Source organism: Serratia sp. CoH_122_TC_1 (assembly GCF_058191755.1).
In genome coordinates this window covers 277,826-296,253 of record NZ_JBXWLA010000002.1, presented here as the reverse complement: position 1 = coordinate 296,253, position 18,428 = coordinate 277,826, and the positions used below count along the sequence as shown (strand labels likewise).

The following is an 18,428-nucleotide window of genomic DNA, read 5'->3' as shown; positions in this document are numbered from 1 at the left end:
AGTTACTCGCTGGCCAGTGAAATGACCGGATCCATCCGCGCCGCTTTTCGGGCAGGGAGATAACCAAAAATCATGCCGATCAAGGTGGAGCAGAAAAAGGCAATGGCGGCAGCCTGCCAGGAATAGATGGCGGTCAACATGCCACCTGCCAGCAGGGTAAACAGCGAGCCGGCGGCGAACGACAGTAAAATACCCAATACGCCGCCGATCAGGCAGACCAGCACAGCTTCGATCATAAATTGCTGCATTATGTCGCTACGTCTCGCCCCTACCGCCATACGCACGCCGATCTCATGTGTCCGTTCGGTTACTGAAACCAGCATGATATTCATCACGCCGAGGCTGCCGATGATCAGTGAGACGGAAGCAACCATCAGAATCAGCAGATTCAAGGTCATTGACGTGTGTTCGATCGATTTACGGTATTTATCGAGGTTGAACAGCATAAAGTCTTTGGCACCGTGGCGCTGGGTAAGTAACTGTTCAATGGCACTGACGGCGGCTTTATTGGAGACATCATCTTTCAACCTAATGCTGATACTGCTTAGCGTCGGTTTACCCACCATGCGGTACATCACAGTGGTGTAAGGCATCCAGACTCTGATGCGGTTTGGCGCGTAATCCTGGTTGCTTTGGACTACGCCAACGACCCGTGCGGGCACTGAGCCGAGAAACACGATTTGCCCCAGTGGCTCTACGCCGAACTCACCAAACAGTGAGCGGCGTGCGTTATCGTCAATGATCACTTCCTGTAACGCGTTGCGATCGTCCCGGAAAGTGCTGCCTTGTATTATCGTCAAGCCGTTAACGCGGAAGTAATCGCGCCCTACGCCGTTGATCGAGGCCGTGGCCGATTTGCTGCGAAAACGAATGCTGTCAGAAGCCGTAACCTCAGGGCTGACGCTGTCGACAAAGCTCTGGTGGGCCAGTGCGTCGGCGTCGGCGGGCACCAAGGTACGGATGCTGTCGATGGCGCCATCAAAAAAATCGCGCCCTGGATAGATGCTGACGACGTTAGTGCCCAACCCTTTGATATTCTCCAGCGTGCGTTGTTTAGCGCCTTCGCCCAGGGCAACTACCGTGACGACTGCGGCGATCCCGAAAATGATCCCAGTCATGGTCAGCGCAGTGCGCAGGCGATGGGCGTTCATTGCTTTGAGTGCCATGTGCAAGGATTCGCGGGTGCGATCGAGCAAGCTCTGCCAGTAACCTTGCGCCACTGGCTGGCTTTTTTGCAGGGAGGGCAGAGACCCTGGTGATTTACGGCCGCTGTCGGCGACGATCTCGCCGTCCTGCAGTTCGATGATACGTTGCGCATGCTGAGCCACTTTCATATCGTGGGTTACAATGACAACCGTATGGCCGCGCTGATTAAGTTCGCTAAGGATTTCCAGCACTTCCAGCCCGGATTTTGAGTCCAATGCGCCCGTGGGCTCATCTGCCAGGATGATTTCCGCACCGTTGATTAATGAGCGGGCGATGCTCACACGCTGTTGCTGGCCGCCGGAAAGCTGGCCAGGTTTGTGGTGTTCACGGCCTTCTAACCCGAGTCGAGCCAGCAGTTGTGCTGCGCGTTGGCGACGTTGGTCGCGTTTGCTGTTGGCGTAAATCGCAGGGATTTCAACATTCCCCAACGCGCTGATATCCGGCATCAAATGATAACGCTGGAAAATAAATCCGATATGTTCACGGCGCAGTTTGGCCAGTTCGTCTGGTGACAGGTGAGCGGCATTATGGCCATTGATGTAATAGTCGCCCTGGTCCGGCACATCCAGACAGCCAATGATATTCATTAGCGTTGACTTGCCTGAACCCGAGGCACCAATGATGGCGACCAACTCCCCGGCAGCGATCTTCAGGTTGATGTTTTTCAGTACGGTGAGTGGCTGACTGCTATTGGTATAGGTGCGGCCAATACCTTTCAACTCAATGATGGTATTCACAGTGATAGACCATCCTCGTCAGCTTTGGCACTTTCCTGTGCCAGCACGACGTTTTCACCGGCCGTCAGCCCGGACAAGATCTGAATATCAACGTTATTGGTAATACCGGTTTTTACGTCACGCATTTCTAACCGGTTATCACGGGTCAGTACCTGTACTTGCTGTTTTTTGTCGGCGGTTTTATGTACTGCCTGAGCGGGTATCAGTAATGTGTTTTTTGCTTCGCCCAGCAGTAACGAAACCTGAGCTGTCATGGCAATCCGTAGACGGTTGTCTGCGTTGGGCACGTCCAAAAGCGCGTTGTAATACACCGATGCATTGGATGCACCTGAGCCTGATGCGGAACTGCTGCTGGAGAGCGAGTCGTCTTTCATTACCGACTCAGGGGCCAACTCGACAGTTCGCAACGTGGCGTCATAACGCTTGTCTGGTTCGGAAAAAATCGTGAAGTAGGCTTTCTGTCCCTGAGATACACGCGTAATGTCGGCCTCGGAAATCTGCGCCTTGATGGTCATCACATCCAATTGGGCCAGTTTAACGATGGTCGGGGCGCTCTGGTTGGCATTCACCGTTTGCCCCTGCTGTGTAATTACCGCAATCACGATACCGTCCATCGGCGCCAGAATCCGGGTGTAGCTCAACTCCACCTTTTTCTTGTCCACCTCAATCTGTGCTTGCACGATGCGAGCATTCAGCGCGACCAGTTCGGCGCGGGTGGCGGCGAGGGTCGCCTCTGCCGTTTCAAAATCTTCACGTGAACCGGCTTCATCATCCAACATGCGCTTTTGGCGTTTAAAGCGAGACTCGGCTTGTTTTAACAGTGCCTGTTTGGCCAGCAAATCAGCCTTGGCAACGTTGAGTGCGGCTTCGGCGTTGCGCAGATTATTGCGTTGCGGCAAGTCATCAATGTCGGCGATGGGTTGGCCTTTGGTGACTCGCTCGCCCAGTTTAACCTTCAGGGATTTGACTTGACCGGACACCTGCGCACCCACGTTAACCCGCTCGAAAGCATCCAGCTTACCTGTGGCCAGTACGGCATTTTCAATATTGCCCTCACGTACGGGAGCGGTGACATAGGCAGCCTGAGAAGGGTTTTGCAGCGAGAACAGCACAACCAGGATAATGACGACCAGCAGAATACCGGCGAGGATAAACGCCAAATGGCGTGGTGTGACTTTCATTGTGTTATCCATAACAGAGGAAACGATGGCTCCAGAAAACCTAATAGTCGCATCCAGCGCTTTAACTAACAATAAACACGCGGCAGTCGATACTGCAAAAGTTTCACTTATTAACTATCGCGGGATGAAAGCAATAGGCAGGCATGAATATAAAGTGAGCGAAATTTTAAGAATTCTCTGTAAAATCAGTCGGTCATGCCTAGATAACTTGAATCCACAGCATTAATATGGATAATGACGCCCCGAAGCGAAGGAATGCGCTATTAACTCAGTTGGCAGAGTGATTGGTTTTATCATGCTTATTTGGCTACAAAATTGATAGACGCGGGTTCGAGTCCTGCATAGCGCGCCAGCTTCCTTCTAAGGAATTGCTATCGTAAAGCGCACCCGGGTTGATTTGCACTATCGGCTCCTTGTTGGGATTTTCGGGTGCGCTTTCCCGTAACCGTTTCTCTTCCTTTCTTTTATCTTCTTCTCTTGTGATCGATCTTTGCTAGACTGAGATCAGGCAGGTATGCTGCCCGGTAACAGGAGATCGCTATGTCTGAGTCCGATCAACTGCAGGAATTATTGCAACGTGTAGCGGCACTTGAAGCCAGAGAAAAGTCGCTAACAGCAGCTTCCAACGCTTATCAAGCGATCATCACCACCATGCTCGGAAACCTGGAACCCCAGGAGCGGGACAAAATTATTGCGATGATCGATCAGGCCCATGAGCTTGCTTATGCTCGTGCGATTCAACGGTGCAACGAGCCGCAAAAACAAAAAATCAAACAAGCAGATGATATCGCTCAGCGGATGTTTATGTTCGCCCAAGGCAAAAACTCTCTGCAGCGCTAATTGCCATAGGTATAACAGTTGCCGATTTTAAATTGCATAACTGATCTACCTGGGCAAACTGTACTTGTGTTAGTTTGTGGGAAGATTATTGCTATCAATAATGCCCCCCAGGCATAAGGTTGTAACGATGGACGCGATTAAAAGCATCTTGGTAAAAGAAATCGAGCGGATCAATCGACAGGAAGGGCGCGACGGTAAGCTGCGGTTTAACAGCGAATTTGCCCGCGATCACCGTTATCTGTGTCTCGCCATGTTTGCCGGTTATTTCGCTGTGATCGCCGTGATGTACCAAGTCCCTTATATGGGCTTCATTTCGTTTTTAGCATTCACTGCCTTTGTTTTGTTCATGTTCGCGATGCTGCTGATTGAAATCAAACCGGTCTATCGTTTTGAAGATATCGGGGTGTTGGATCTGCGCGTATGCTATAACGGCGAATGGTATTTCACTCGCGCGCTCTCTCCGCAGTCGGTGAAGGCCCTGTTGGATGAGCCGATGATCGGTGCGGCGATGAAAACGCGCATGCAGGAAATCATCGCCAATAAAGGCGAGATCGATTTTTATGACGTTTACGATCTGGCGTATTCAAAGAAGCCGCAGGATGAACAACCGCAGGTGGCCGTGCTTAACTGAAGGGTTTCAGACTGCGTAGTTGTCGATTATACTCACGCTTTGAAGCCTGGTTAGCCTGTGGAGTTTACGATGAGTGATGATATTTTCGATTTTGATATCGATGCAGAATTAGCGCAAGCAGAAGAAAAAGCGGCGCAGAAGGCGAAAGAGCTCCCCGAGATCCTTGAGGATGAAGCGGACTGCGAAGGTTGTAAGATCTGAGCGCCATCGCCAATAAAAAAACCGCTGCGGCGGTTTTTTTTATGTCTAAATCGAGATGTTGCAGACAAAAAAAAGCCCGTTTCAGGCGGGCCAACACTTAAGAAGTATGAGGGCTTATTGTTATTACTGTCTGCACTGAGCATACGCGCAATGGTCTGCAAGAGATGTCGATATATTGTAACAAAATGGTTGTTGCTATGTGTCGCTGTTACTTGCGCCAGGCTAATGGTTTAATCCAGCAAAAATCCCCAAACCAGCAGCACTGCCACGATGATCAGGCAGAGCGCAGAGACGGTAACCAGTATTTTTCCTAGAATATCTTTTTCTTGTTGCTGCTGTGCCACGTTACAGTTATCCAATTAAGAGTCTATGGATCAAATCGGCGATACCCAGGTCCAGCACGATGATCGTCAGTGCAATACCCAGCATAGCCGATAGAAATTGAGTTTTACTGTTCAAATCAATTACCCATCACCGCGATGCGGCGTTCCCAGAGTAAAAGGTTAAAACGTCGGGCTGAACGCCCAGTTTTGATAATCACAGAGTTTAAGAACCTTTCTCAACCTATAAGTTCCGTCTGTTTTGAGGTGGCCGCTGCGGGTAGTGAGACGCAACGGCCTATGTTGCTCAAGGATCAGTCAGTAACAATTCTTACGCCAATCTTACTGATGGCATTGCCATCCATTTCAGCAATGGTCCAGGTCAGGCCATCCCATTCAACCTGATCGCCCACCACGGGCTCACCGCCAATCAGTTGAATCACGAATTGGCCAAGCGTTTGTTGCTCATCCACACCTTCATGCAGGTTAAGCCCATACACTTGCGAAATGTCGCTTAGGCGTGCGTCCGACTGCAAGATAAAGTCGCCGAAGAACCGCTCATCCAGCGTCACTACTGGCGCCTGGCTGAACAGTTTCCCCAGGACGGGCAAATCATGTTCGTGGCCGATAACGCACAGAATGTCATCCTCACGCAGCCGTGTACTGCCGCTAGGGTGCAACAATTCCTTCCCGCGGAAGAGTGCGGCAATACGCGTGCCGGGGGGCATTTTAAGTTCACGCAGCGCTGCGCCGACGCACCAATTTTCTGACGAGAGTTGATAAACAAACTGCTCCCACTGGTTTTCTGGGTGTACGTCTAACCCAACCCGGGAAATCGGTGCCAGTGCGGGTGGGACGATCACCTTGGCTTTTCTCGCAGCGAACGACAGCGTTGTGCCTTGCAGCAGCAATGAAACCAATACGACAAAGAAAGCCACATTGAAGAACAGCTGCGCATTGGGCAACCCAGCCATCATTGGGAAGACGGCAAGAATAACCGGTACGGCGCCGCGTAGACCGACCCAGGAGATAAAGCTGCGCTCGCGCAGGGTAAAGCTGCGGAACGGCAGCAACCCGATAAACACCGAAAGCGGCCTGGCGAACAAAATCATCCATAGCGACAGCAGCAGGGCAGGGATGGCGATAGGCAACAACTCGTGCGGGTTGAGCAGCAGGCCCAACACCAGAAACATGCCGATTTGGCTCAACCAAGCCAAGCCGTCAAAGGTTTGGACAATGCCATGCCGGTTGCGGATAGGACGATTGCCCAACATCAGGCCGCACAGATACACCGCCAGAATGCCGCTGCCGTCCAGTGCCGTTGTCAGCGCAAAGATTAAGATGCCGCCGCTCACGGCGAGCAATGGATATAAGCCTTCTGCCAGTTTGATATGGTTGATTAACGTCAGTAACAGCCAACCGCCGCCAAGACCAAATACGATCCCCATACCAAACTGTTGCAGTAGGTGGAGAGGGAACATCCAGCTCAGGGTGGTTTCGCCGGCGGCGATCATCGCAATCAGGGTGATGGTAAGAAACACCGCCATTGGGTCGTTGCTGCCAGATTCAATCTCCAGCGTGGCACTGACACGTTCGTTAAGCCCTTTACCGCCCAGCAATGAAAATACCGCAGCGGCGTCGGTAGAGCCGATAATGGCGCCAATCAGCATGCCCTGCAACAGATCGAGGTTGAACAGCCAGGCGGCAGCGAGGCCGGTCAACCCCGCGGTGATCACCACCCCGATGGTCGCAAGAGAGAGCGCGGGCCAGAGTGCAACACGGAATGAACTGACGCGGGTACGCATCCCCCCGTCCAGCAGAATCACGGCGAGTGCCAGGTTGCTGACGAGATAGGCCACAGGATAATTACTGAATACGATGCCGCCCGGCCCATCGACACCTGCCAACATGCCTATGGCCAGGAAGATGACCAGGATGGGAATACCCAGACGCGAAGAAAATGAACTGAGAAGAATACTTGCTCCCACCAACACGGCACCGATGATGAACAAACTGTTAATGGTGCTGGCATCCAAAATAACGTTCTCCTGCAGGCTGGGGAAAAGGCGTTGCGCGCGGGCGCAGATACCCCATGATGATAGCCTGTTTTTTGGGTAAAACGCCAAGGCTGATTAGGAAAAGATTTTGCATTTATTGTCATTTAAGAGGGGAAGCATGAGGAAGGGCAGAGAAATGGGTGAACTTCTTACTTTTACCTATATTTATCAGAACACTGTAGTTCTATGCGTTCAATAATCCTGCTTTCTGTAGCGGTAGTGAGCAGGAAAAACCATTAAACCCCCGCGAGGAGGCTTAATGGTTTGCAGGCAGGGTGTCGTTAATGATCGAGTGATTGCAGGGCTCGCTTGATCAGCTCAGCCGCCAGTTTTCGTTCTGACTCTGAAATGCCATCAAGGTTGAGGCTGGAGAGCTCAGTGACCAGAATACTGCGATCCTTGCCGCTGATTGACGAATCCAGTGCGGAAAGTAACCGACCAAGGATTTTCAATAGGGTGGCATTTTCCGGTACGGCTTCCTGCGCCGAAGTGTCTTTATCATCAGTCATTAAAAAATCCTCTCTGTCGTGACGGAAGGGCGATACTGCAAGCTTTGCCGCGATAACGGCAATGCCGTCCCTCAGGGTTCATTGAGCCCAATCGCTACCGTAAGGCAGGGATGTGGATTTCCACTTATGCGTTGCAGTTATAACAACTAGCAACAATATGCTCCAGCATAACTTTGCCTTAACTTTCGCCATGGGTGTGAGCAATGTGTGCTCAGTATCGGAAATGGAGGGCCGCTCTGGCGTGGGAGAAATGATAGCGGTTCTGATGTACAGCGATATGACAGTGAAGGGCCCGGTAAGCAGAAACGATTACCGGGCGGTTGGCTTATTGCGGCTTACCGGAGAACAGGAAACGAATCAGCGGAATGCGCTTGTGCAACTCATATAAGGCGAAGGCGCAGGAGAAGACAAACACCAATCCTGCCAGAAAACCCAGTAGGTTATTGTTGATATGCGGCGTCACAAAAGCGCCATATATCAGAGTCAGCGGATGGTGCACCAGATATATAAACAGCGATGCATTGACCAGATAAGTGATTCGTGGCGAATGATAGTTCAGCAGGTTATGCCCGAATGAGAAAATCACGTTGGCCATCAGGATCCCCAACAGGGTTTTGATCAGCACTTCCAGCTCGAACATATAGCTACTGTGGGCCAGATACTTCTGATTCAGCATGTAGGCTATGAACAACAGCAAGGAGCCCAGCAGCGACCAGGCCGAAGGTTTGAGGAAAATCTCTTTAAGCCACACGTACTTAAATGCGTAAGCGCCAAGGATAAAGAACGGCAGGTAGAACATCGTCTCCATCACCACGAAATTGAACATGCCGTTGGACAGTAAATGAGGGGCGACAATTAAAATAATACGGTGCGCGGCCGAATAGCATAACGCATAAATAAGAAAGAACAGTGAGATGTTTCCTAATCCAGTCATTTTATTTATGGGATAGGGAATGACCTGCGTTTTTTGCGCCTTGATCTTTTTGAAAAGATAAAAACAGGCGGTGGTCAGTAATGACAGCGTTAATAAAAACCACAGGTGAGAAATCAGTTCCCAAACCGTTACATTTATTTTCTGGTAGAGCGAAAAGTTGTCCCAGCCGTTTAATTTATCGGTGAAATATTTCAGCATGAAAAATTGGGGAACAGTTATTAACGGGATCGAGCTCAGTAATGGGATTGCGACGCGTTCCAGTCTGACCTTCAACCACTTATGGCGCTCATAGCGTTCATATAGCATGTAGGAGAAGTAGCCTGAAATCACGAAGAACACCTGCATGCGGAAGGCATGAATGAAGTCGTTCAGCACTGTCAGCGAGAATGAGGGCGTAGCGCTGTTTACTGCCCAGGCATGGCTTGAATAGATCAAGGAGAGATGAAAAGGGATGCCGAGCAACATCAAATAAGCCCGGATTGAATCGAGGAAAAACTCGCGTTGGTTGCTGCCGTTTGTCATAGGTTACCGCTGGTGATTTTATCGAGAGGTCATTAACACGCTTAATAAGTCGGCAATGGTTAAATCGCAATCCCAAACCCTACTATACCGTTTCACATTTTTCCATAGCGTCTTGTTGCGCGGCTTGCTACGCTGGTGTTTAGTCAGCTGCTTAAACAATGAGCCATAAACATGAACCATCCATTTATCATGTTGTCGGAAAGCTGAATAATCCATTAATATGGATTTAAATGATTTGAGCACACGAATAGGGGGGGATGTGCTAGTTAATATATTATCCAAAAAGCCACGCGCCGCGAGCGTACGTTGGTTAGGTGCGACCGTTTTGTTCACGCTGTTTACTTCGCAAGCATGGGCTTTTTCTATCGATGATGTTGCCAAGCAGGCGCAGGATCTGGCAGGGAAAGGCTTTGAGGCTCCGAAGAGCAACCTTCCTTCTCAATTCCGTGAGATGAAATTCGCGGATTACCAGCAGATTCAGTTCAATCACGATAAAGCCTATTGGAACAAACTGAAAACCCCTTTCAAGCTTGAGTTTTATCATCAGGGGATGTACTTCGACACGCCGGTGAAAATCAACGAAGTCACCGCAACAAGTGTAAAAGAGATCAAGTACAGCCCTGACTACTTCAACTTTGGTTCGGTGAAGCACGATCCGGATTCTGTGAAAAACCTTGGCTTTGCTGGTTTCAAGGTGATTTACCCGATCAACAGTGCAGACAAGAACGACGAAATTATGAGCCTGCTGGGCGCGAGTTACTTCCGCGTGGTGGGTAAAGGGCAGGTGTACGGGCTGTCAGCGCGTGGCTTGGCGATTGATACCGCGCTCCCTTCAGGCGAAGAGTTCCCGCGTTTCCGCGAATTCTGGGTCGAACGTCCTAAGCAAGGCGACAAGCATCTGGTGATTTACGCGCTGTTGGATTCGCCGCGTGCCACCGGGGCTTACCGTTTTGTGGTCTATCCGGGCCGCGATACCACTGTGGACGTCGAGTCTAAAGTGTTCCTGCGCGACAAGGTCGGCAAGCTGGGCATGGCACCGCTAACCAGTATGTACCTGTTCGGGCCAAGTCAGCCGTCGCCAACCCTGAACTACCGTCCGGCATTGCATGACTCCAATGGTTTGTCGATCCATGCGGGTAATGGCGAATGGATCTGGCGTCCGCTGAATAATCCGAAGCACCTGTCAGTCAGCACTTATCAGGTCGAAAATCCTAAAGGTTTCGGTCTGCTGCAGCGTGGTCGCAATTTCAAGGATTACGAAGATCTGGACGATCGTTACGATCTGCGTCCAAGTGCCTGGATTGAGCCGCGCGGTGACTGGGGCAAGGGTAAAGTTGAGCTGGTGGAAATCCCAACGGCGGACGAAACCAATGACAACATTGTTGCCTTCTGGACGCCGGACGTCTTACCGGACGCTAAAACAGCGTTGACCCTGAGCTATCGTCTGCATTTCACGCGTGATGAAGACAAACTGCATTCGCAGGACATTGCGTATGTTAGCCAAACCATGCGTTCTACCGGTGACGTGAAACAGTCCAACCTGATTCGTGAACCCGATGGTAGCGTGGCCTTCCTGGTTGACTTCGTTGGCCCAGTGCTGAAAGGCCTGGACGGCGCTACACCGGTTGCCGCTCAAGTGAGTATCGGCGATAACGGGGAAATGGTAGAAAACAATGTCCGCTATAACCCAGTGACCAAAGGCTGGCGTTTGACGCTGCGTCTGAAAGTTAAAGACGACAAAAAGCCGGTAGAAATGCGCGCAGCGCTGGTCAATGGTGATAAGACCCTGTCTGAAACCTGGAGCTATCAGCTACCTGCCAATGAATAAGCCTACTCAACGTGCCCAGGATTATCTTGCGGCAATGCCTCTGACCGCTGAGCGGTCAGAGGCGCTTAAACCACAACCGGGTGCGGATGACGCTCAGGCACTGGAGGCGCTCCATCGTAAGATGGGCGCTACCGATGCCAACGTTGATACGCTGTCGGCGGATGACGTGGCGTTGGCCTCGGTCAAGGCGCGTATTGAAAGCGCCTGGCCGGATGCGGTCCGCGACGACGATTTTGATACCGATGTGGAAGGGCGCAGCATTCTTAAGGCCACGCCGCCGATTAAACGTACCAGTATGTTCCCCGAAGCGTGGCGCACGAATCCAGTGGCGCGTTTTTGGGATTCTCTGTTAGGTCGTACGCCGCACAATCGTCACGCGACCAAGGAAGAGGCCGACGCAGAAAACCGCTGGCGTGTGGTGGGGTCTATGCGCCGTTATGTGCTGTTGGTACTGATGCTGGTGCAGACCGGTATCGCCACGTGGTACATGAAAACCATCTTGCCGTATCAGGGCTGGGCGTTGATCGATCCAATGGCCATGTGGGATCAGGACCTGATGCAGTCAGTATTGCAACTGCTGCCTTATGTGCTGCAAACCGGCATTTTGATCCTGTTCGCTATTTTGTTCTGCTGGGTTTCTGCGGGGTTCTGGACTGCGCTGATGGGCTTCTTGCAGTTGCTGATCGGCAAAGACAAATACAGTATCTCCTCCACCATCAAGGGCGATGAGCCAATCAACCCGGCGCACCGTACCGCCTTGATTATGCCGATCTGTAACGAGGACGTCGAACGTGTGTTCGCCGGCCTGCGTGCGACCTATGAGTCCGTTGCCGCCACCGGTCAGCTCGAACATTTTGATATCTACGTGCTGAGCGACAGCTACGACCCGGATATCTGCATGGCGGAACAGAAAGCCTGGATGGAACTGTGCCGTGACGTAGACGGCCACGGTCGTATCTTCTACCGCCGCCGCCGCCGCCGTGTGAAACGCAAAAGCGGTAACATCGACGATTTCTGTCGTCGCTGGGGCGGTGAGTACAGCTACATGGTGATTCTGGACGCTGACAGCGTGATGAGCGGTGAGTGTTTGACCGGTCTGGTACGCTTGATGGAAGCTAACCCGAACGCCGGTATTATCCAGTCTGCGCCGAAAGCGTCGGGCATGGATACGCTGTACGCTCGGGTGCAACAGTTTGCTACCCGGGTTTACGGACCGCTGTTTACGGCAGGCCTGCATTTTTGGCAGTTGGGTGAATCTCACTACTGGGGTCATAACGCGATTATCCGCGTGAAGCCGTTTATTGAGCACTGTGCGTTGGCACCGTTGCCGGGTGAAGGCTCTTTCGCCGGTTCTATCTTGTCGCATGACTTTGTAGAAGCTGCGCTGATGCGCCGTGCCGGTTGGGGAGTGTGGATAGCTTATGATCTGCCGGGCAGCTATGAAGAATTGCCGCCAAACCTGCTGGATGAACTGAAACGTGACCGCCGCTGGTGCCACGGCAACCTGATGAACTTCCGTCTGTTCCTGGTCAAAGGCATGCACCCGGTACACCGTGCAGTGTTCTTGACCGGCGTGATGTCCTATTTGTCGGCACCGCTATGGTTTATGTTCCTGGCCTTATCTACCGCATTGCAGGTGGTGCATACCCTGATGGAGCCGCAGTACTTCCTGCAGCCACGTCAGCTGTTCCCGGTATGGCCGCAGTGGCGTCCTGAACTGGCGATCGCCCTGTTCTCTACCACGCTGGTGCTGTTATTCTTGCCTAAGTTGCTCAGTATCGTGCTGATTTGGGCTAAAGGGGCCAAGGAATATGGCGGTGGTGTACGTCTGTTCCTGTCAATGCTGTTGGAAATGCTGTTCTCGGTATTGCTGGCGCCCGTACGTATGCTGTTCCATACCGTGTTTGTGGTCAGTGCCTTCCTCGGTTGGGAAGTGGTGTGGAACTCGCCGCAACGTGACGATGATGACACGCCATGGAGCGAAGCCTTTAAACGTCATGGTTCACAGATGCTGCTCGGTCTGGTCTGGGCTGGCGGTATGGCTTGGCTTGATCTGCGTTTCCTGTGGTGGTTGTCGCCGATTGTCTTCTCCCTGATCTTGTCACCGATCGTTTCGGCTTTGTCGAGCCGAGCAACCTTGGGTATCAAGAGTAAGCGTGCCAAGCTGTTCCTGATCCCAGAAGAGTACTCGCCGCCGCGCGAACTCCTGGCGACGGAAGCGTATCTGCAGCTTAACCGTGAACGTGCGCTGGCGAATGGCTTTATGCATGCCGTGGTTAACCCGTCATTTAACGCGTTGGCGGCTGCGCTGGCGACCGCGCGTCACCACTTGCGCGGTGCTATCGAGCGCAATCGTGAAGAACGGGTGAATGAGGCATTGCAACTGGGGCCAGAGAAATTGGTGAAGGGCAAACGCCTGGAGCTGCTAAGCGACCCTGTTGCCCTGTCGCGGTTGCATCAACGTGTCTGGTTGTTGCCGGAGGGTGTCGCCTGGCGTGAACACTACCAGCAATTGCCACACAACGAAAAGGCTCATCCGGTTGGCCAGCGTTAAACGCTGAATCGGCTGTCTCAACGGGGAATACGCATAGCGTGTTCCCCGTTTTTTTTGGCTTGTCGCTGACGTAATGCTGATAATCTGAAAGGCAAAAACTATGTTAAAATTTGCTCCGGGCGTTGTTTATTTTCGGAACAACCAGGTCTAAGAGTCAATGTGGTGAATCTCTCTTCTTTTCTTCGGCTGGCATTATTGGCAACGGGTGTGACGCTGTTAAGCGGCTGCGGCAGTATTATCAGCCGCACAGTACCGGGCGCCGGGCACGGCCATCAATACTACCCGGGTGTGCAATGGGATCTGCGCGATACGCCCTGGCGCTATGTCACGGTGATCGATGTGCCGCTGTCGATGGTGGTGGACACCTTTATGCTGCCGTTTGATGCACAGCACGGGCCTTACGAATAAGGTTAGCTTTGAGTGGCAAACACCAACAGTTGATACCCTTGCCGGCCGCACTGGAATGGGGCCAGCACCGTCATTTTTAATCCCTGCTGATGAGCCGCCAACGAGTGCGGGTTGTTGTTGTCAATAAACAGGGCGCCCACATCAAATCTCTCACGGGTGTGCGTTTTGACGGCGGCGAACAACTGCTTCAGCACACCTTTGCCACGCCAGGCGGTATTCAGGCACACCGGGCCGTACATAAATACCCGCTGTTCACTCAACGGTCGTCCGTTGAAGGACTCGCCGGCAAGTTTTTCCAGCATTGCATCCACTACCGGCGGTCGCGGCTGTGCGTCCGTGGTCATCAGACAGACAAAACCGGCCAACGCCCGATCTTCAACCGCGACCAGAATACCGAGCCCCTGGTTAATGCGCGCCAATTGCGCTTCGTTCATGTTAGAAACAATAAAACCCTGACGCTTTTGGCTGTCGCTTAAATTGGCCGGGATATTTTGTGTTTGCAGCTGCAGAATGGCGGGGTAATCTTCGGGGCGTGCCTGACGGATAATCATAATGCCTCTTTGAAAATTATGGGGATTATGGGCGGGATTTTGCTTGCTCCCGCCCGTTATTATTCAACGTTCGTCCCACTCATCGGCCGCGGTCTGGCCCTCTTCGGTATCCAAGGGTGGGTCGAGTTGGAAATCACCTTCTTCCCACTCGTGCAGCGTATTTTCGTCTATCCATTCGGCGCTAATCTCGACTTCGTCATAATCACCGTCAAAAATGGCTTGGGCAGCGGCACCACTGCGTAATGTCAGACATTCAACCGATTCGCCTTCTTGCTCGAAAAACTCGGCCTGCCACATGGTCTCACCATCCAACATCACGTATTTTTGCAGATTGAACTGCTGCGGTACCGGGGGTTCATCATCGTCTCCCCCTTCTGCTGATTCAATAAATTCCTCGCGTGCTGCTTCAATCGCGTCTTCCAGGGTTGCATACAGGCTCATATTCTTCTCCCGTCCCATGAGGTTAATAAAGGATCTTTAAGGGCGCAACGCGCCATGGCTAACATCAGAATTAATTGTTGCCGCACTGGCGCAGGATGCAAATTTTTTATTGTCCGTTTTGCGACGAAGGTTGTCCGCTGAGCTGGAGCAGGGGATCACCCGGCGGGAAATAATACGCTATTGCTTATGACAGCCCAGGAGATCGCCATGTTAACCAATCCATCAATCAAATATCGCCCATTCCCTCCGGTGACGTTACCTGACCGCCAATGGCCAGGGCGTACCTTGCAGCAGGCTCCCCGCTGGTGCTCCAGCGATCTGCGTGACGGCAATCAGGCGCTGGCGGAACCCATGGATAATGTTCGCAAACGCCAGTTCTACCAGTTGTTGTTGGCGTGTGGGTTCAAAGAGATTGAGGTGGCATTTCCTTCTGCGTCGCAAACAGATTTTGATTTTGTCCGCTCGTTGATTGATGAACGACTGATCCCGGATGACGTCAATATTCAGGTACTGACTCAGTCACGAGATGATCTGATTGATCGAACTTTTGAGGCACTGCGTGGCATCCCGCGCGCCATCGTTCATTTATATAACGCTACTGCGCCGATGTTCCGCGACATTGTGTTCAAGCAGGACAAGGCGGCGACGGTTGCGCTGGCGGTGAACGGTGCACTGCGCATCCGCCAGCAGTGCGAGCTGCAGCCGGAAACGGCCTGGTCTTTTGAGTATTCGCCGGAAACGTTTTGTTTTACCGAGCTGGAGTTTGCGCTGGAGATTTGTGAAGCGGTTGCTGATGTGTGGCAGCCTGGCCCAGGGCGGCCCATGATTATCAACCTGCCGGCCACGGTCGAAGTGAGTACGCCGAATGTTTACGCCGATCAGATTGAGTGGTTTTGTCGTCGCTTCAGTCAGCGTAACAGCGTGACCATCAGCGTGCATCCGCATAACGATCGGGGGACGGGGGTGGCCTGCGCCGAACTGGCGATGCTGGCCGGTGCCGATCGGGTGGAAGGTTGCCTGTTCGGCAACGGTGAACGCACCGGCAATGTCGATCTGGTGACGCTGGCACTCAATCTGTATACCCAGGGCATTGCGCCGGGGCTGGATTTCAGCCAGTTGAAGCACGTTGTTGAGGTGGTCGAACAGTGTAATCAGTTACCGGTACATCCGCGGCATCCTTATGCTGGCGAGCTGGTTTTCACCGCCTTTTCCGGTTCACATCAAGATGCGATCAAAAAAGGGTTTGCTGTCCAACAGCATCGACAGGACGGTCTGTGGCAAGTGCCTTATCTGCCGCTTGATCCGGCGGACGTCGGTTGCAGTTATGAAGCGGTGATTCGGGTTAACAGCCAATCAGGCAAAAGCGGGGCGGCTTGGTTACTGGAACAAAACCATGGGCTGTCGTTGCCGCGTGGGTTACAGATTGATTTCAGCAAGGTGGTGCAGCAAGCGACGGATGGCAGCGGCAAAGAGATGACCACTGCCGAGCTGTGGCGCTTGTTTCGTATCAACTATGGTCTGGTGGAGCAACCGCGTTTGCAATTGCTGAGCTATCAGACGGAAAGCCACGGCGTCGAGGCCTACAGCTTTAGTGCTCGGGTGTTGTTTGACGGGCATCAACAACGGTTACTGGGGGTTGGCAACGGCCTGCTGTCCAGTGCGGTGGATGCGTTGCGCCAACGGTTTGGCTTGAGTATGGCAATAGAAGACTACCATGAGCACACGTTAGGGCATCAGAGCCACAGCCGTGCGGTTGCCTATATTCGCTGTACTCTGGCGCATGGCGAGGCCGCTTACGGTGTGGGAATCGACGTCGATTCCGCCAGCGCCTCGCTGCAAGCGTTATTCAATGTTGCGGCGCGCTACCTGGTGAAGTAAGCGCTGGGTGCAACGCCCAATACGCGGCGAAACATGGCGCTGAAAGCACTCGGGCTGTCGTAGCCTAAATCCAGCGCCACTTCCAATACTGAATGCCCGGCAGCCAGGGCGTTCAGTGCGGCCAGTAAACGTGCACGGCGTACCCAATCGCCAAAGCGCAACCCTGTCTCTCGTTGGAATCGGCGCGACAGTGTGCGGCCGCTGACGTTGATGTAACCGGCGGCGTGCTCTAATTCCCAGGGGTGTGCCAAGGATTGCTGAATATGTCTGCACAACGACAGTAAAGCTTCACTGCGGGGTTCTGGCAAATTCAACGGCAGAATCGGCAGGACGCGCAACTCATCCAGAATCAGCTCCATGATCCGCTCCTCACGACCGCCTACGGGATAATCCACCGCAATATCCATCGCGCAGATAATCAGCTCGCGCAGCAGCGGTGAGATTTGTACCACCTCGCAGCGTGCAGGGAGATCGGCGCGTGCCAGCGGATCGACCAATAGGGCTCTTGCCGCCACTCTGCCGGTGATGCGTAGGCTGTGTTCAACCCGTGCAGGCAACCAGACACCCCGCCCAGGTGGCACCACCCAGCTTCCCTGACGGGTATTCACCTGTACCACGCCGCTAAGACTGTGAATTAATTGCGCACAGTCATGGTAGTGAGGCGGTTCGAAGTCGCCGTGTTGATAATCTTTGGAGACCGGCACAATTGAGCGATTGGCGGGCACAGCGCCATGGAAAAGCAGCATTATTGGGGCATCCCGATACGCGGAGAAATGATAACGGCAGCATGCCATGCTGAAACATTTCGTACCAGCCTATGGCAGAGTGATAAATTATAGTATATAAACATATAATATATAATTTAGTATATTGTTTGGGGTGAAGCAATGGATATCGGCAGTATGCGACAGGCGGCGGCACAGGCAGGAACGCTGCTGCGGGCGCTGGGTAATGAGGACCGTTTGCTACTTCTTTGCCAGCTCAGCCAGGGTGAAATGTCGGTAGGGGAATTGGCGCTGGCGCTGGATATTCGTCAGCCAACCCTTTCGCAGCAGCTTGGTGTATTGCGGCAGGAAGGGCTGGTGTCAACGCGTCGGGAGGGTAAGCAAATCTACTACGTCGTGAGTGATGAAAAAGCCTTGGCGGTGATCCATACGTTGTATCAGCTCTATTGTCCGCAACCGGGAGAGTCACGATGAGCATCGATTGGCAGCACTTTACGCCAGCGTCATCCCTGATTGGGGGGGGCATTATCGGTATTGCGGTGGCACTGCTGTTGCTGTTTAACGGCCGTATTGCGGGTATCAGTGGGATTACCGGTGGCCTGTTGACACCTCAAGGCAAAGAGAAGCGTTGGCGGGCCGCATTTCTTATCGGGTTACTGATTTCTCCCTGGCTGTACCGTATGGCGGTACCCTTACCGGTAATGCCGATCAGTGGCAGCAGTTTATGGCTGATTTCTGCGGGATTGCTGGTTGGTTTGGGAACGCGGTTGGGCGGTGGCTGCACCAGCGGTCACGGTGTTTGCGGCACGGCAAGATTAGCGCCGCGTTCGCTGGCGGCTACGGCGGTATTTATGCTGCTGGGCTTTATTACGGTATGGGCCGTCCGTCATTGGGTGGGGGCTTAA

Annotated in this window: 17 protein-coding genes and 1 tRNA gene; 10 read left to right on the top strand and 8 right to left on the bottom strand. The window is 52.7% G+C overall.

What is annotated here, in order from left to right; genetic code table 11:
• Positions 1-2 precede the first annotated feature (2 nt).
• A complete protein-coding gene (locus AC2FC2_RS04035; RefSeq protein ID WP_209632694.1) occupies positions 3-1,943 on the bottom strand; it encodes a MacB family efflux pump subunit in 1,941 nt (646 codons plus the stop codon).
• Positions 1,940-3,124 (bottom strand): macrolide efflux RND transporter periplasmic adaptor subunit EtsA, encoded by a 1,185-nt coding sequence (gene etsA / locus AC2FC2_RS04030; RefSeq protein ID WP_490658784.1) that lies wholly within the window; start codon positions 3,122-3,124, stop codon positions 1,940-1,942. Before etsA ends, AC2FC2_RS04035 begins: the two co-directional genes overlap by 4 nt.
• A 257-nt stretch (positions 3,125-3,381) precedes the next feature.
• On the opposite strand from etsA, the gene AC2FC2_RS04025 reads away from it, so the two are divergent.
• The 4 genes from AC2FC2_RS04025 to AC2FC2_RS04010 all read left to right on the top strand — a co-directional run bounded on the left by AC2FC2_RS04025 (position 3,382) and on the right by AC2FC2_RS04010 (position 4,796).
• A tRNA-OTHER gene (locus tag AC2FC2_RS04025) sits at positions 3,382-3,476 on the top strand.
• Positions 3,477-3,664: 188 nt separating this feature from the next.
• Complete coding sequence (locus AC2FC2_RS04020) at positions 3,665-3,964, top strand: sigma-S stabilization anti-adapter protein IraP (protein WP_209632696.1); 300 nt, start codon at positions 3,665-3,667, stop codon at positions 3,962-3,964.
• Positions 3,965-4,091: 127 nt separating this feature from the next.
• The gene (locus AC2FC2_RS04015) at positions 4,092-4,595 is read left to right on the top strand and encodes a YlaC family protein (protein ID WP_037419616.1); all 504 of its coding nucleotides are present in this window, start codon (positions 4,092-4,094) and stop codon (positions 4,593-4,595) included.
• A 69-nt stretch (positions 4,596-4,664) separates the two neighbouring features.
• Complete coding sequence (locus AC2FC2_RS04010; protein ID WP_017892391.1) at positions 4,665-4,796, top strand: hypothetical protein; 132 nt, start codon at positions 4,665-4,667, stop codon at positions 4,794-4,796.
• Between the two features lie 634 nt (positions 4,797-5,430).
• Here AC2FC2_RS04010 and AC2FC2_RS04005 read toward each other — a convergent pair.
• The 3 genes from AC2FC2_RS04005 to mdoC all read right to left on the bottom strand — a co-directional run bounded on the left by AC2FC2_RS04005 (position 5,431) and on the right by mdoC (position 9,138).
• Positions 5,431-7,152 (bottom strand): potassium/proton antiporter, encoded by a 1,722-nt coding sequence (locus tag AC2FC2_RS04005; protein ID WP_209632697.1) that lies wholly within the window; start codon positions 7,150-7,152, stop codon positions 5,431-5,433.
• A 302-nt stretch (positions 7,153-7,454) separates the two neighbouring features.
• Positions 7,455-7,682: a hypothetical protein gene (locus tag AC2FC2_RS04000; protein WP_209632698.1), complete on the bottom strand. Its 228-nt coding sequence runs from the start codon at positions 7,680-7,682 to the stop codon at positions 7,455-7,457.
• 325 nt (positions 7,683-8,007) lie between these two features.
• Positions 8,008-9,138 carry a glucans biosynthesis protein MdoC gene (gene mdoC, locus AC2FC2_RS03995; protein WP_209632699.1) on the bottom strand — a complete coding sequence of 377 codons (1,131 nt, stop codon included), beginning with the start codon at positions 9,136-9,138 and terminating at the stop codon, positions 8,008-8,010.
• 259 nt (positions 9,139-9,397) lie between these two features.
• Between mdoC and mdoG the strand changes: the two genes are divergently transcribed.
• The 3 genes from mdoG to AC2FC2_RS03980 all read left to right on the top strand — a co-directional run bounded on the left by mdoG (position 9,398) and on the right by AC2FC2_RS03980 (position 13,928).
• On the top strand, positions 9,398-10,966 hold the full coding sequence (gene mdoG, locus AC2FC2_RS03990; RefSeq protein WP_209632700.1) for a glucans biosynthesis protein MdoG: 1,569 nt from the start codon (positions 9,398-9,400) through the stop codon (positions 10,964-10,966).
• Positions 10,959-13,520: a glucans biosynthesis glucosyltransferase MdoH gene (gene mdoH, locus AC2FC2_RS03985; protein ID WP_209632701.1), complete on the top strand. Its 2,562-nt coding sequence runs from the start codon at positions 10,959-10,961 to the stop codon at positions 13,518-13,520. Before mdoG ends, mdoH begins: the two co-directional genes overlap by 8 nt.
• A gap of 162 nt (positions 13,521-13,682) precedes the next feature.
• Complete coding sequence (locus tag AC2FC2_RS03980) at positions 13,683-13,928, top strand: YceK/YidQ family lipoprotein (RefSeq protein ID WP_265554997.1); 246 nt, start codon at positions 13,683-13,685, stop codon at positions 13,926-13,928.
• Positions 13,929-13,930: 2 nt separating this feature from the next.
• Here the strand turns inward: AC2FC2_RS03980 and AC2FC2_RS03975 are convergent, their stop codons facing one another.
• Positions 13,931-14,479 (bottom strand): GNAT family N-acetyltransferase, encoded by a 549-nt coding sequence (locus AC2FC2_RS03975; protein ID WP_490658783.1) that lies wholly within the window; start codon positions 14,477-14,479, stop codon positions 13,931-13,933.
• Positions 14,480-14,542: 63 nt separating this feature from the next.
• The gene (locus tag AC2FC2_RS03970) at positions 14,543-14,920 is read right to left on the bottom strand and encodes a MysB family protein (RefSeq protein ID WP_209632704.1); all 378 of its coding nucleotides are present in this window, start codon (positions 14,918-14,920) and stop codon (positions 14,543-14,545) included.
• A 207-nt stretch (positions 14,921-15,127) separates the two neighbouring features.
• On the opposite strand from AC2FC2_RS03970, the gene leuA reads away from it, so the two are divergent.
• On the top strand, positions 15,128-16,798 hold the full coding sequence (leuA, locus tag AC2FC2_RS03965; RefSeq protein WP_490658782.1) for a 2-isopropylmalate synthase: 1,671 nt from the start codon (positions 15,128-15,130) through the stop codon (positions 16,796-16,798).
• Here leuA and AC2FC2_RS03960 read toward each other — a convergent pair.
• On the bottom strand, positions 16,783-17,544 hold the full coding sequence (locus tag AC2FC2_RS03960; RefSeq protein WP_209632706.1) for an AraC family transcriptional regulator: 762 nt from the start codon (positions 17,542-17,544) through the stop codon (positions 16,783-16,785). The two genes, leuA and AC2FC2_RS03960, sit on opposite strands and share 16 nt — an antisense overlap.
• Positions 17,545-17,685: 141 nt before the next feature.
• Between AC2FC2_RS03960 and AC2FC2_RS03955 the strand changes: the two genes are divergently transcribed.
• Together AC2FC2_RS03955 and AC2FC2_RS03950 are read left to right on the top strand one after the other, a co-directional pair.
• On the top strand, positions 17,686-17,997 hold the full coding sequence (locus tag AC2FC2_RS03955) for an ArsR/SmtB family transcription factor (RefSeq protein ID WP_209632707.1): 312 nt from the start codon (positions 17,686-17,688) through the stop codon (positions 17,995-17,997).
• Positions 17,994-18,428, top strand: coding sequence for a YeeE/YedE family protein (locus AC2FC2_RS03950; RefSeq protein ID WP_209632708.1), 435 nt, complete (start codon positions 17,994-17,996; stop codon positions 18,426-18,428). Before AC2FC2_RS03955 ends, AC2FC2_RS03950 begins: the two co-directional genes overlap by 4 nt.

Excerpts from the sequence above, each read along its gene's own strand:
- AC2FC2_RS03950 (WP_209632708.1), top strand. The coding sequence starts at position 17,994 with ATGAGCATCGATTGGCAGCACTTTACGCCAGCGTCATCCCTGATTGGG.
- AC2FC2_RS04000 (WP_209632698.1), bottom strand. The coding sequence starts at position 7,682 with ATGACTGATGATAAAGACACTTCGGCGCAGGAAGCCGTACCGGAAAAT.
- AC2FC2_RS04015 (WP_037419616.1), top strand. The coding sequence starts at position 4,092 with ATGGACGCGATTAAAAGCATCTTGGTAAAAGAAATCGAGCGGATCAAT.
- AC2FC2_RS03955 (WP_209632707.1), top strand. The coding sequence starts at position 17,686 with ATGGATATCGGCAGTATGCGACAGGCGGCGGCACAGGCAGGAACGCTG.
- etsA (WP_490658784.1), bottom strand. The coding sequence starts at position 3,124 with ATGAAAGTCACACCACGCCATTTGGCGTTTATCCTCGCCGGTATTCTG.
- leuA (WP_490658782.1), top strand. The coding sequence starts at position 15,128 with ATGTTAACCAATCCATCAATCAAATATCGCCCATTCCCTCCGGTGACG.
- AC2FC2_RS04010 (WP_017892391.1), top strand. The coding sequence starts at position 4,665 with ATGAGTGATGATATTTTCGATTTTGATATCGATGCAGAATTAGCGCAA.
- AC2FC2_RS04020 (WP_209632696.1), top strand. The coding sequence starts at position 3,665 with ATGTCTGAGTCCGATCAACTGCAGGAATTATTGCAACGTGTAGCGGCA.
- AC2FC2_RS03970 (WP_209632704.1), bottom strand. The coding sequence starts at position 14,920 with ATGAGCCTGTATGCAACCCTGGAAGACGCGATTGAAGCAGCACGCGAG.
- AC2FC2_RS03960 (WP_209632706.1), bottom strand. The coding sequence starts at position 17,544 with ATGCTGCTTTTCCATGGCGCTGTGCCCGCCAATCGCTCAATTGTGCCG.
- AC2FC2_RS03975 (WP_490658783.1), bottom strand. The coding sequence starts at position 14,479 with ATGATTATCCGTCAGGCACGCCCCGAAGATTACCCCGCCATTCTGCAG.
- mdoH (WP_209632701.1), top strand. The coding sequence starts at position 10,959 with ATGAATAAGCCTACTCAACGTGCCCAGGATTATCTTGCGGCAATGCCT.
- mdoC (WP_209632699.1), bottom strand. The coding sequence starts at position 9,138 with ATGACAAACGGCAGCAACCAACGCGAGTTTTTCCTCGATTCAATCCGG.